Annotated in this window: 11 protein-coding genes, 1 tRNA gene and 1 other annotated feature; of the genes, 8 read left to right on the top strand and 4 right to left on the bottom strand. The window is 52.4% G+C overall.

Features of this window, described 5'->3' with window-relative positions; genetic code table 11:
• Window positions 1-8: 8 nt before the first annotated feature.
• The 5 genes from C8R14_RS08955 to C8R14_RS08935 all read left to right on the top strand — a co-directional run bounded on the left by C8R14_RS08955 (window position 9) and on the right by C8R14_RS08935 (window position 3989).
• Window positions 9-452: a YbaN family protein gene (locus C8R14_RS08955; RefSeq protein WP_011633142.1), complete on the top strand. Its 444-nt coding sequence runs from the start codon at window positions 9-11 to the stop codon at window positions 450-452.
• A gap of 55 nt (window positions 453-507) precedes the next feature.
• The gene (locus tag C8R14_RS08950) at window positions 508-1239 is read left to right on the top strand and encodes a pseudouridine synthase (protein ID WP_011633143.1); all 732 of its coding nucleotides are present in this window, start codon (window positions 508-510) and stop codon (window positions 1237-1239) included.
• A gap of 134 nt (window positions 1240-1373) precedes the next feature.
• Window positions 1374-1449 (top strand) — tRNA-Gly (locus C8R14_RS08945).
• Between the two features lie 225 nt (window positions 1450-1674).
• Window positions 1675-3528 carry a tyrosine-type recombinase/integrase gene (locus C8R14_RS08940; protein WP_011633144.1) on the top strand — a complete coding sequence of 618 codons (1854 nt, stop codon included), beginning with the start codon at window positions 1675-1677 and terminating at the stop codon, window positions 3526-3528.
• An 86-nt stretch (window positions 3529-3614) separates the two neighbouring features.
• A complete protein-coding gene (locus tag C8R14_RS08935; protein ID WP_011633145.1) occupies window positions 3615-3989 on the top strand; it encodes a LysR substrate-binding domain-containing protein in 375 nt (124 codons plus the stop codon).
• Between the two features lie 493 nt (window positions 3990-4482).
• Here C8R14_RS08935 and C8R14_RS08930 read toward each other — a convergent pair whose 3' ends face one another.
• Entirely contained in the window at window positions 4483-5142 is a 660-nt protein-coding gene (locus C8R14_RS08930) for a LysR family substrate-binding domain-containing protein (protein ID WP_011633146.1), read from the bottom strand.
• A 368-nt stretch (window positions 5143-5510) separates the two neighbouring features.
• On the opposite strand from C8R14_RS08930, the gene C8R14_RS08925 reads away from it, so the two are divergent.
• On the top strand, window positions 5511-5813 hold the full coding sequence (locus C8R14_RS08925) for a helix-turn-helix domain-containing protein (RefSeq protein ID WP_011633147.1): 303 nt from the start codon (window positions 5511-5513) through the stop codon (window positions 5811-5813).
• A 566-nt stretch (window positions 5814-6379) separates the two neighbouring features.
• Here C8R14_RS08925 and C8R14_RS08920 read toward each other — a convergent pair.
• The gene (locus C8R14_RS08920; RefSeq protein ID WP_011633148.1) at window positions 6380-7213 is read right to left on the bottom strand and encodes a TlpA disulfide reductase family protein; all 834 of its coding nucleotides are present in this window, start codon (window positions 7211-7213) and stop codon (window positions 6380-6382) included.
• A 287-nt stretch (window positions 7214-7500) separates the two neighbouring features.
• Entirely contained in the window at window positions 7501-8409 is a 909-nt protein-coding gene (locus tag C8R14_RS08915; protein ID WP_011633149.1) for a LysR family transcriptional regulator, read from the bottom strand.
• A gap of 137 nt (window positions 8410-8546) precedes the next feature.
• Here C8R14_RS08915 and C8R14_RS08910 point away from each other — a divergent pair.
• Window positions 8547-9775, top strand: a protein-coding gene (locus C8R14_RS08910; protein ID WP_373605811.1) for an IS3 family transposase whose coding sequence is annotated in 2 segments (ribosomal slippage) — window positions 8547-8838 and window positions 8838-9775 — 1230 coding nt in all. Because the reading frame shifts where the segments join, the coding sequence is not laid out codon by codon here.
• Window positions 8825-8941 (top strand) — a sequence feature (AL1L pseudoknot). It overlaps the preceding gene by 117 nt.
• Window positions 9776-10436: 661 nt before the next feature.
• Here the strand turns inward: C8R14_RS08910 and C8R14_RS08905 are convergent.
• Window positions 10437-12059, bottom strand: a complete 1623-nt coding sequence (locus C8R14_RS08905) for a multicopper oxidase family protein (RefSeq protein WP_011633152.1) — start codon at window positions 12057-12059, stop codon at window positions 10437-10439.
• Between the two features lie 304 nt (window positions 12060-12363).
• Here C8R14_RS08905 and C8R14_RS08900 point away from each other — a divergent pair.
• On the top strand, window positions 12364-12569 hold a 206-nt coding region (locus C8R14_RS08900), incomplete at its 3' end, for a transposase (protein ID WP_143000361.1).

The following is a 12569-nucleotide window of genomic DNA, read 5'->3' as shown; positions in this document are numbered from 1 at the left end:
GATTTTTTATGTCGACAGAATTTAATAAATCAATGAATCAGGCACAAACGAATATTAACCTGCTTCAACTGCATGATTCACCTGTCGTGCGCTGGCTATACTTGAGTATCGGTGTAACTGCCCTGTTTATAGGTATATTAGGCATATTTTTACCCATACTGCCAACAACACCATTTGTTTTACTGGCGGCAGGCTGTTTTGCGCGCAGCTCCGAGCGTTTTCATGGCTATCTGCTCAGTCATCGTATCGCCGGACCGATTATTTACGAATGGTGCGAATATCGCAGTGTGACGCGCCAGGTCAAGCGTTGGGCATATCTGGTGATGTCGTTATCCTTTGGCAGCTCGATTTTGATCGTTTCTTCCTGGGGATTAAAAAGTATGTTGGTTTTACTGGCTGTAATCCTGTTTACGTTTATCTGGCGCTTGCCTGTACGGGATGAGAACAAGTAATACACCTATTTCACGTTTTTGATGATGTGTAGTTCTATAAGCAGTTTGTTTATTGATGGAAAAAGTTCGCTTGTCCAAGCTGATGTCCGCGCAGGGAATGTGCTCGCGCAGGGAAGCAGATGTTTATATCGAACAAGGTTGGGTCTATGTGGATGGACAGCCGGCTCGTGAACTGGGGACAAAGATTTATCCCTGGCAGGAAATCACACTTGATCGAACAGCCCAGATCAAACAGAATCAGCAAGTAACGATTTTGTTGAACAAACCGGTTGGTTATGTATCCGGTCAGCCTGAGCTTGGCTATAAACCAGCGGCCAGTCTGATTTGTCACGATTCTCGTTTTCATCGAGATCGTTCTTCTCTGAAATTTACTTCGCAACACCTTAAAAATCTTGCCCCGGCTGGTCGGCTTGATATTGATTCACAGGGATTGCTGGTATTCACTCAGGATGGCCGTGTTGCCAAACAGTTGATCGGAGAATATTCGCGAATTGAAAAGGAATATCTGGTACGGGTAATCGGCAATCTGACGCGCAAAGGGCTGGCATTACTCAATCATGGTTTGCAGCTCGACGGCCAAGTATTAAAACCCGCCAAGGTGAGTCTCTTAAATCAAGATCAGCTTCGTTTTATCCTGCAGGAAGGTAAAAAGCGGCAAATCCGGCGGATGTGTGAGTTGGTTGGTTTAAACGTGTCCGGATTAAAACGTGTCCGGATTGGCCAGATCAGATTGGCTGACCTGCCAGAAGGAAAATGGCGCTATCTTGGCAAGAACGAATTGTTTTGAATGTCCTGGATCCCGAGTTAGTTTCAATCAAAACAATTATTATCAAAGCCATAATTCTTGACAAATTTGAAGGGGTCTCTATAATCACCCGTCTGTCGAGAGGCAAATCCAAGTTTATTAGTCCGTTGTAGTTTGCGGGAATAGCTCAGTTGGTAGAGCACGACCTTGCCAAGGTCGGGGTCGCGAGTTCGAGTCTCGTTTCCCGCTCCAATTTAAGATCTACAGAGTTCCACTGAAGTCTGTAAGTCATTGAAAACAGGGGCCTTTGGCCCCTTTTTCATTCCAGTGACGTCTACTGAAATCCACCCACATCCAGGATTTTTTAGTCCATAAATTAGTCCATAAATCCGGGTGAGTGTGAGTCCGTATTCTTGCTGGGCCAAAGCGGTAGATAAGACCACGATCTAGTCCTAACTCGTATTAGGAGCTGGAACGATGGCACTCTCAGACATGGCGGTTCGCCAAGCTAGGGCAACTGGCAAAAACTACACCCTCGGCGATATAGATGGCCTTTCTCTGGCCGTAACGGCCCAAGGCGGCCGATCCTGGCACTTTCGCTATTGCTGGGCTGACAAACAAAAACGCATGTCGCTGGGCACCTATCCAGAAATCGGCTTGCGCGAGGCGCGAGCCCTGCGTGACCAAGCCCGCGCCCTGCTCGCCAAAGGCATCAACCCTAAGGTTGATCGTAAGCACAAGCGCCAGGCGGTTCGTCTGGCCGACGAACACAACTTCAAGGCGGTGTACCTACAGTGGATCGAACATCGCAAGCTGGAACTCAAGGAAGGACGGCAAAGCACCCTTTCGCAAATCCAGCGAATCTTTAAGAACGATGTGCTGCCAAGCTTGGGCAGGACCTCCATCTACGACATTCGCCGTTCCTACTTGCTAGAGGTACTGGCCAAGATCGAGCAGCGCGGCGCACTAACGACCGCAGAGAAGGTGCGCACCTGGTTCAACCAGTTGTTCCGCTTCGCCCTGGTCAAGATCGAGAGACTGGAAACCAATCCAGCGTCAGATCTGGACGTCGTGGCTATCCCCAAGCCGCCAGCCGCCCATAACCCATTTCTTCGCTTACCCGAGATACCAGAACTCCTGCAAAAGCTTCGCAGCTACCGTGGCGCTGTCACGACGAAACTCGGTATCCGCTTATTAATGCTGACGGGCGTGCGTACCGGAGAACTGCGCCTGGCAGCCCCTGACCAATTCGATCTGGAGCGAGGACTGTGGATTATTCCTCCAGAGGTGGTCAAGCAATTGCAACTCGACATGCGCAAAAAGGGGAAGCGCACGCAAGATATACCGCCCTATATCGTGCCCTTGTCGCTACAGGCAATCGAAATTGTCCAGTCCCTGCTGGAGCGGATCAAACCCGCGCAGCGTTATCTGCTCGCACACCGCAGCGATCTGACAAAGCGTATCAGCGAAAATACGCTCAACGGCGCTCTGAAACGCATGGGTTACCAGGACCTGCTTACCGGTCACGGCATACGCGGTACGATCTCGACCGCCCTGAATGAGTTCGGCTACCTCAAGAAGTGGGTTGACGCCCAGCTTTCCCACTCCGATCCGGATAAGGTCAGCACGGCCTATAACCATGCCGAGTACGTCGAGCCACGCCGCCGAATGATGCAGGACTGGGCCGACCGCCTCGACCTTCTCGAACAAGGCCACGTGGCGGCTGCCAGCACACATCTCACGATCCGCATCGAAGGGGTGCCAGCAATGGTCAACAATAAGCACGCTAGCGGCCCTGCCGTCGCATCCGCCACGGACAGTGCACAGACCACAATAGAAACACCCATTATCGTCAGCGCAATCGACCACGGCGCCGCGTTTCAGCGACTCTCACCCCTACCACCGGCAACAGCTCACGTCCTGGCACCGGAGCCAGAGACATCCACAATCCAGCGCGAGCGCGAGGAAATGCTGGCCATCTATGAAGCACCGGACAATCTTCCGGTTCCGCTGTTCGCCAAGCTGGCTGGCAAATCCAAGGATCAGATCAACCGGGAACTAAAGGCCGGCAAGCTGCTATCGATCAGTCTGGGCAATCGGGGGCAGCGCGTTCCCGATTGGCAACTGGTGCCGCTAAAACAGAAACTGGTTCAGGTGCTTCTGAAGCAGTGTCCAGATACCGACCCATGGGCGCTGTACCATCTGTTGACGAAACCGCATGCGGAACTGAGTGATCGCACGGCCATTGACACCGTCACACCGAGCAATCTGGGCACGGTGCTGCAGGCCATTACGTCCGTTCAGAAGCGGTCAAGTGAGCCATTGAATTAACGGTCTGAACCGCTTGAGTTAACCAAGCATTCAATCGTGCTGCACCGAGCGCCAAACACGAACGGGCCAATGCAGGGCAAATCTTTTTGCAGGATGTACGACGGGTATTTACTAACCTCGAGGAGGCTACGACGAGCGCCAAAGCGGCCGCTTCTGGCTATCGCGGCACACTGCGCATCGTCGCCTCCGATGGTACCGTCAAGCCGCGCCTATCGTCGTGGCTGGCACGCTGCTGCGAGGAAGGACCTGAAATAGAAATCCGCCTGTTCGACGTATCTCTGGCCGAGCAACTACGAGGACTACGCAAGGGCCACTTCGATGCAGGGTTCGCATGTGCTGATGCGGTCAGCGAGGACATCGCGGCCCAGGCAATCTGGCAAGACATGCTGATGTTAGCCGTTGCGTTGGCCTTGCGTACGGCGACATCAGAAAGCGCCATAGCTCTAACTCCTGAACGTTAGGCTCAGTGCTAGTTGCTGATCTCGTCACCGGATTTCGCCCACCAACAACCCGGAACCGGCGTCACCCTCATTGTGATGTACATAAAAGTGTACATAATGGGGCTGGATACGGGTGGATTTCAGTGGGCGTCGGTGGAACATCGAATCCGAAATACTTCCCAACACTCAATGACTTACAGACCTTTTTGGACGTCCGTGGAATCCGGTAGACTGTAACAGTGGAGCGGGCGATGGAAACAGTAAAGCCCGCCTACTCCCTTGATTAATAAAAGCTTTATTCAATTCGTGTAGTACGGATGTACCCAATAATGTACCCATCCGTGACGTCTATAATACGCGATGTCTGGCGAAGGCCATAGAGAGCCGTCGAGCTCTACACAACGCTTACGAAAACATGCAGACTAATGCCACAACGACGCACAGTCTTATTGAGCCTTATTGCGCGAGAATAAGCTCGTAGTCTATCTCGGAGCAAACGGGGAGAACTGCCGCTTTAACCTACCACCCCACGATGCGAGACCGTGCCAGCACAGCGCCGCGCCCGCTCAATAAATCGCTTGACCCTCTCCGAAACCTCGTCGCAATAAATCAGAAACGTTGTAATCGTGTGACCGTCTGCGTGAAGAGGTCTCGCGACAATCCCGGCTTCTTGCGCCTCATCAATCCGGGAGCGTGCGGCCAGGCCGACACCATACCCGGCCGCCACCACAGCTGCCATGAACTCAAAACTGCGCGCCTGGGCCGTAACGTATGGTGTTATTTCAGCCTCCACGAACAAAGCTTGCACGTAATAATGCATGGCCGCGCAGACCTCGGAATGCCACATCACCACTGGATAGTCTACAAGTGCAGACAGAGGGATGACTGGATAGGCCAACAATGGCGAGCGCACTGGCAGCATGACCGCCAGTTCGTCATACCAGAGCGGCTGCATCTTCAGGCCGTGCTCGGCCCTCGCATCAAGAGTAAATCCAAGTTCGTAGCGTCTGCCTTTGAGACCCGCGATTTGCTCTACAGGGTCAACCTCATACAGTGCGACGGGCGTTTCAGGTTCCTCTATGCGCTGGCGGGCCAGCAGTGTTGCCAGCTGTGCGTGGATCGCGCCGAATGATACGGCGATTCGCAAAGGTCGCCGATCAGCGTTGGAGGGCATGTTGTTCTCCTTATTTGCAAAGGACTATCGCTCTTCGCTAAAAGCCGGAATCATGCCAAAGTTTTCGCTATGGCTAAACTAGCCGAACGGCTACCTGGCTGATAGAACTGCGTGTATTGCATCAAAGCTCACGCCTTCAACTACTGCTTAATACCTTCTCTTCAAAACAAGAATCTGGTTCAACACTTCGCTCGTATCCTCTCCGCTCAATTCCCGAGTTTGGGATTTAACGGACGACCCCACACTTAACGGCAACGGCCCAAGAATTAGCTGAAAACGGCAGCGCAACTTCCAAAACAAGCCTTAAATCTTATCATGAGTTAAATTTAACGTGGTTTGATTTGTGGTGTCGTACGAAGCTTTTGCTAATGCAGAAACGTACTATCCAACGAGGCCGGCCAACCGGCACCACCACCTATGAAGCAGGACCAGCCATTGCGTTTGGCATGGCCGTTCGGGCAGCAAGAACAGAGCTGGGCATCGCGCAAGAGACACTCGCCCACCTAGCAGGCATCGAACGTTCGCATATGGGGAAGATCGAACGTGGAGAGCATATGCCGAACCTCGCGATTATTCTGCGTATCGCCAGGGCACTGAACAAAAGCGCGAGTGAACTGATAGCGGTCACCGAGCAAAACCTCCAGGCTGCAGCGATCACATCCAAAGGATAGTTCGTGAACAATTTGCGACAATGTCTGAAGAGCCTTTGGGAGCTAAAGCCGATCAGTTGGCTGAACCGCTTCCACAACTAAATATATAGTTCATTTCCAGTGTGATGATTAATCCAGTCATCAATCAGCTTCTTTTCCACGAGACGATAGCGAATATCAGGCATGCATGCCGCCTGCGAGCACCAGTATTGCAGTGGCACGTAACCGTGCACATTGGCGAACAGTAACGTTCATTCTAGTAGAAACATAAAGAAACATTGGCAAAATACGACCTGTCACTGCTCTCCACTCAAGCTGAGTCAGACAACTTGTACAGCCATCAAACCTTCATCCGTAGCCACTTGTACCCAGGGCCAACCTCACAACCTCCCGCCACTTTAGCAAACTCTCCAATTCGAAAAGCGTGTCGGTGGTCAAAATTTGGGACGCTGCATCATCTTGTCAATTTACGGTGCGTAGACTACTGATAGACCCTCTAAGCTGCCCACTTGATTGCCGCCAATCATCAGCAAGATGACTGACGGCAACAATTGGGGAAAAACGTAAGGACTGTGCAAATACGGTTATCACTTACCTGTACCAGATACGGATGATCGATCAAAACGACGTAGTATCTTATCCTTTAGGCTGGGCATTGTAATTTCACCTAAATGCGAGTCAACCATGCGCCCTTGTGCATCAAAAAACAATGTGGTTGGCAAGCCGCGCGACCCCATTAGTCGCATGAGCTCAGAAGCGGGGTCAAGTAAGATGTCCGTTAACTTCAGACCCTCACTCTCAAGAAACGCCTGCGCCTGCTTCGGGTTTTCCCCCTGATTGACCAAAACAAAAGCAACGCCAGGAAACTCCGTCTGAGCCTGTTCGAATACTGGCATCTCACGGCGACATGGTGGACACCAGCTCGCCCAAAGATTTAGCACAATCGGGCGCCCCGCATACGCACTCAGTGAAATGGAACGCTCATCCAGTGTGGCCAACTGCAAGTCTGGCAAAGGTGGTGCGGAGCTTTGCATCAGGTTCAACACACCACCCGCGACAGCCCAGGCTACAACCCCGACCATGACGCCCGCCAACACAGGACCACGCAACGCCTGGGTCAAACGGGTTCGCCACCAAATGTAAGCAACCGCTACTACAATGCCAGCCCACCAAGAGAACCCACGATCGCCAATTGCAAGCATGGACATGGGCTTTGCCGAGTACTCATCCCACCATTGAGCAATGTATATCAAACGAGCCGCCAACAAACCCCAAACTACGGCATCGAGAATCATTGATCCTGCAGTCTTATAAGACACTTCAGGCATTCGCCGAGCCACGAAGCGAGCTGTCATCCAGCCCAGCAGCACAGCACCGATAATGGTGAAAACTTGTATGGGAAATGGACCTACACCGATCATGACACACTCTTCCCGTCCAAGCGCTCCAGTAATCCGTACGCACCAATCTCACCCACCACGTGCAGACTTTGGCGTTTCGTGCCATCCGATTCCACCTGTATAAGCATAAGCAACTCCATGATGCTTCAATATATTTTAAGTAGCGCTATATATCCGTATACACTGACACCCAAAGATCTACTAGCCAAATAACACTCATTCTCTTAAGCCAATTTGAGTTGAGACGCCCCAGGCTGTTTTTTCACCAAGACACCGCCAATAGACAATGCTGCAGCGCTCGAAACCGGCTACAGAAACTGCGTGTTGTCAGACCCTCTAGGTTGAATTCGTTTAATAAATCGACTTAACGGTTCAGAAACGCCAGTCCGAGGATATAGAAGGTAAGTCATCAATTTCGCTTCTCCCTGAGGCATTTGCAATTCTCGGGCAACCACATCCGGGTGTCCGTACATGCCGATCTGGGAGGCGGTGACAAAGCACAGGCCATAGCCTGCTGCCACCAGTGTCAAGGCCATCCCCAAGGAGCTAGCCTGTCCGACCACAATAGGTTCGGCATTAACCTCACTCAACAATTTGACAATCTGCTGTAGGTAACCTTCACACTCGTAAGGATGACCCATCACCAGCGGGTAACGCAGCAATTTATCCAGCGGGATTTGTGCGCGCACCAACAAGGGATGACGTGCGGCCATAACCACTACCAGCGGATCACTCCAGACAAAACCAGCAACGATATCGTTTCCCGTATCGCACGAGTGAGCAAAGCCAGCGTCAAACACGCCTTCTCGCAGCCCCCTCAACTGCTCGGCTAGTGGTACGTCAAACAAGTGGATCTCTACTTCAGGATCTTCCTCACGGCAGTGCGCCAGCAATGTTGCTAATCGGGGTTCGGCTGCTCCATCAGAGACTGCAATACGCAGCATACCGCGATAACCTGCTGCTGCGGCCTTAGCACTCACCGCAGCTTGGTCAAGACTATCAAATACCCGACGCAGATTCAGCAAATAAACCTCACCTGCAGGAGTCAAGGACGTGCCACTTCGATCACGTTTAAACAACGCGACACCCAACTCGTCCTCCAGCTCCTTGATGGAACGCGACAGCGGCGACTGCTCAATGTGCAGCCGCTCAGCTGCGCGAGTGAAGTGTAACTCCTCAGCCAGTACGATAAAGCGACGTAAATGGCGTAATTCCATTCTAGACCGCCTCCAGCTGCTGATCCCGCATGATACGTTGATCTAACGCCGCACTAGCACTACGCCGATACCAATCACGCACCCTGAATCGCCCCGGGTTTTGCGGAGGCTCCACTCTTTGAGAAAATGGAGCCACTATGAGCAAGCAGAACAAGTTTTCGCCGGAAGTCCGTGAACGCGCCGTGCGCCTGGTGCAGGAGCATCGTGGCGAGTATCCGTCGCTGTGGGCGGCCGTCGAGTCCATTGCGCCGAAGATCGGCTGCGTGCCGGCCACGCTGCTGGACTGGGTCAAGCGCAGCGAGATCGACAGCGGCAAGCGTGACGGCATGACTACCAGCGAACGCGAACGCATGAAGGCGCTGGAACGAGAGAACAAAGAACTGCGCCGGGCCAACGAGATACTGAAGTCGGCCAGTGCTTTTTTCGCCCAGGCGGCGCTCGACCGCGAACTGAAGAAGTAAACGCCTATATCGACCGGCACCGGGACGTCTACGGGGTCGAGCCGATCTGCAAGGTGTTGCAGGTTGCCCCATCGGCGTATCGGCGTCATGCCGCCCGCCAACGATGCCCGAAACTGCGCAGTGCGCGCAGCCAGCGCGACGAGGGTTTGATGGCCGAGATTCGGCGTGTCTGGCAAGCCAACATGCAGGTCTACGGCGTACGCAAGGTATGGTACCAGTTGCAACGCGAAGGCATTGCCGTGGCTCGCTGCACGGTTGAACGCCTGATGCGTCGCCTGGGTTTGCAGGGCGTGCGCCGGGGCAAGCGGGTGCGCACCACCATTGCCGACGGTTCGCAGGCATGCTCACTGGATCGCGTCAATCGCCACTTCCATGCCGACAGGCCCAATCAGTTATGGGTCTCGGACTTCACCTACGTGTCGACCTGGCAAGGCTGGCTGTATGTGGCCTTCGTCATCGACGTGTTTGCCCGGCGCATCGTCGGCTGGCGCGTGAGCACCACCATGAGTACAGACTTCGTGCTCGATGCTCTGGAGCAGGCTCTGTATGACCGGCGTCCCGCCGAGTCTCTGATTCACCATTCCGATCGAGGATCGCAATACGTGTCCATCCGCTACACCGAACGCCTGGCCGAGGCAGGCATCGAACCGTCGGTGGGCAGCCGTGGCGACAGTTACGACAATGCCCTGGCTGAAACCATTAACGGGCTGTACAAGGCCGAACTGATTCATCGCCGAGCGCCCTGGAAAACCAGGGCTGCTGTGGAATTGGCAACGTTGGAATGGGTCGCCTGGTACAACCATCAGCGTCTGCTCGGGTCCATCGGGTATATTCCTCCTGCGCAGGCTGAAGAACTCTATCACCGTACCCACTCTGAAACTGTGCCGATGAACGCTGTACTTTAACCAAACAGCCTCCTCGATTCCCGGGGCGATTCACCCAACCATCTTTATAGTAAACAAATAGAGGATAAAACAAACGATTCAAAACCATGAATTCCTAGCAAAGGCTATAACAGCACGCTTATGCTGAATAGCTTCGAGAAATAACAACAAACCCACTATCTGAGTGATATTCGATATCAAAATAATTTGCCACTTGCTGAAAGGAGTAGGTTCTCAGTCAATGCAGTGAAATAGCGTAAGCAACAGGTCCTGACACTAAGACAGACCAAATAATGTGTATCTGCTTATAAGGGAAGGAGGGAGATATCCACAAAACCTCATCAACTGTGCATTCGCCCATATACTATTTACTCGGCTCTTCAAAGTTACAATGCCCTGATTAAAGACGGGCAATGTTAACTTCAAGACTCTACCCACACGATGATGACAGTTTGATGACGCATCAATTACAAAAATGTAATGAGCTCATTCGAAGTATCCCTAAACTGCTGAGACGAGCTTTTCATGAGTTTTTTATACCATCAATAAAGAGACATAAAACATCTAAAGAAGCTAACTCAGGCCACATCATTTTTCGGCATTATTTCTCGTACATGCATCTTCGGTCAGAATCTTTGACCATGCAGACACTAGATTGAAGATGCCCTCTTCGATGTAGTCACTACGCCACTATCCGGTAGTTACGCATTAACCCAAAGTCCTCATGCTCCAGCATGTGACAGTGATAGAGATAAAGTCCCGTATAGTCACTAAAACGCATCAGAAGTTTCACGCGCTCACCTGGCATCACCAGTACCGTGTCCTTCCAGCCCTGATCGACATAACCATCACGCACATCATCGCTACCTTTTCCATTACGCCGCTCCAACACTTGAAACTGCTGATCGTGGACATGTATCGGATGTGCCATCGCCATCATGCCGCTATCGTTAACGAACTCCCAAACTTCTGTGGTATTCAGCTTGACAAGCTCATCGGGCGCCACGGCCGTCATTTCAAAGGTGCGTCCGTTAAATCCCCATTGCATATGCCCCATCGTAATTCGGAATGTTCTCGGCGCTGTACGATTGACGGCATCCTCAACTGGTAGCCAGGTGATTTTGGACAACTGCTCGGGTAGCTCAAGCGATCCATTCGACTCGCGCGTCACTTCGATCATAAACATCGGAAACTGCGCTCCAGCAGCCATCGATGATGTGCCCATCATCCGCCCCATGCCGCCCCCCATCATGCCTCTCATCGCCCCTTCGAACGCAAGACTCATGAGTGTGATTTTTGTGCCAACATCATCGTTGCTGAAATCGGCCCACAACTCAATACGTTCAGCGGGAGCCAACATCACGTAGTTCTTATGCACAGGACGCTCAAGCAATCCACCATCCGTTCCAATTACAATGAGCGGCCGTCCGTCCTGCCATGCTAGCTTATAGATCCGCGAATTAGAGCCATTAAGAATACGCAATCGATAAGGGTGCCTAGCAACTTCCAGTGATGCATCAGAGCGACCATTCACCAGAATGGTGTCACCAAAGAACCCCATCATTGACGTCATCATACCGCCCGACATCATTCCTCCACCACCCATCATGCCACCCAACGCCTGCCGCGCGCCGAAGGCGCTACTCGCTGCGGCAGCAGGGCCGGTGCCGCTCAGATAACGGAATTGGTTATTGTCATCGAAGCTCCGATCCTGAATGATGATCGGAACATCATATTCGCCGCGTGGCAGCTGTAGCACCTGTTCCTCATCGTCACTCACCAGAAGTAAGCCAGCGAGCCCAAAGTACACCTGCTCACCCGTTTGACCATGGGGATGTGGGTGATACCAATAAGTGCCGGCACGATTGCGCACTTCAAATTCGTAGCGATAACGTTCGCCCGGTCCAATCGCGAAGCGTGGATGCCCGTCCATGGTGTCTGGCACATGCAAACCGTGCCAGTGTACGTTGCTGGCTTGGTCGAGTTGATTTAAGAAATCGATGCGCAGTTTCTGTCCGCGTTGGACGTGTAAGGTCGGCCCAAGGTAACTGCCATGCAACACCTGGACACTTGCGGGATCTCCCTTGAGTACGCGGGCTCGATAGGACCACACATTAGTGGCCAACCCAGGGCGTAGCGCAGCGCTATTCGGTGCGGCCGTCAATTCGATCCAAAGATCCGGTTCGAAGCTGTTGTGTATCTGGGTGGCAGTACTTGGCTCTGGAAGTCCAAGCAGCAATGCAGTCGATCCCAAACCTGCATAACGCAGAAAGCTGCGTCGGTTAATTAAATGATTGGTTGTCACTGTAATCTCCTGACGTCATTTTTTGTCGCAATGTGAAAGTAACCCTCAAGAGCTCGCCGGTCGGGCTCAGTGCAAACAATAAGAGGTACCGGCGAGGTAGGAGCTATAAAGCATCTCTACCCTACTCCCTCCGGTCGCTGTATCTCTTTTGATGCCCGTGCCCAAGGGAAGACCAGTCTGAAAACGCAATCACATAAAGAACAATCAAATTGAGCATTGGAATTAGCATCAGCAGACTGAGCCAGCCCGAAAAACCAGCCTTAGAACCTGTTCAAAGTCTAGGGGAGTATGAGAAACTCGGAAGATGAGAAGAAGTTACCCGAGCGACATCAGTCGTGAACAATTCGAGCTTATCAAGCCTTTGCTGGAGAGCGCGCGCAGGAAGACCAGCCCTCGACGAATAGATCTGTACGATGTTTTTTGTGCGGTGCTGTATTTGCTCAAGAGCGGCTGCCAGTGGCGAGCCCTGCCTAATGACTTTCCCAAGTGGCGCACTGTCCACTCATACTG

It is taken from the genome of Nitrosomonas eutropha, from assembly GCF_003201195.1.
Taxonomy (GTDB): domain Bacteria; phylum Pseudomonadota; class Gammaproteobacteria; order Burkholderiales; family Nitrosomonadaceae; genus Nitrosomonas; species Nitrosomonas eutropha.
This window is presented reverse-complemented; position numbering and strand designations above follow the sequence as displayed.

What these genes read in the sequence shown, in the direction of transcription:
- C8R14_RS08955 (WP_011633142.1), top strand. Translation starts at nt 9, where the DNA reads ATGTCGACAGAATTTAATAAATCAATGAATCAGGCACAAACGAATATT.
- C8R14_RS08950 (WP_011633143.1), top strand. Translation starts at nt 508, where the DNA reads ATGGAAAAAGTTCGCTTGTCCAAGCTGATGTCCGCGCAGGGAATGTGC.
- C8R14_RS08940 (WP_011633144.1), top strand. Translation starts at nt 1,675, where the DNA reads ATGGCACTCTCAGACATGGCGGTTCGCCAAGCTAGGGCAACTGGCAAA.
- C8R14_RS08930 (WP_011633146.1), bottom strand. Translation starts at nt 5,142, where the DNA reads ATGCCCTCCAACGCTGATCGGCGACCTTTGCGAATCGCCGTATCATTC.
- C8R14_RS08925 (WP_011633147.1), top strand. Translation starts at nt 5,511, where the DNA reads ATGCAGAAACGTACTATCCAACGAGGCCGGCCAACCGGCACCACCACC.
- C8R14_RS08920 (WP_011633148.1), bottom strand. Translation starts at nt 7,213, where the DNA reads ATGATCGGTGTAGGTCCATTTCCCATACAAGTTTTCACCATTATCGGT.
- C8R14_RS08915 (WP_011633149.1), bottom strand. Translation starts at nt 8,409, where the DNA reads ATGGAATTACGCCATTTACGTCGCTTTATCGTACTGGCTGAGGAGTTA.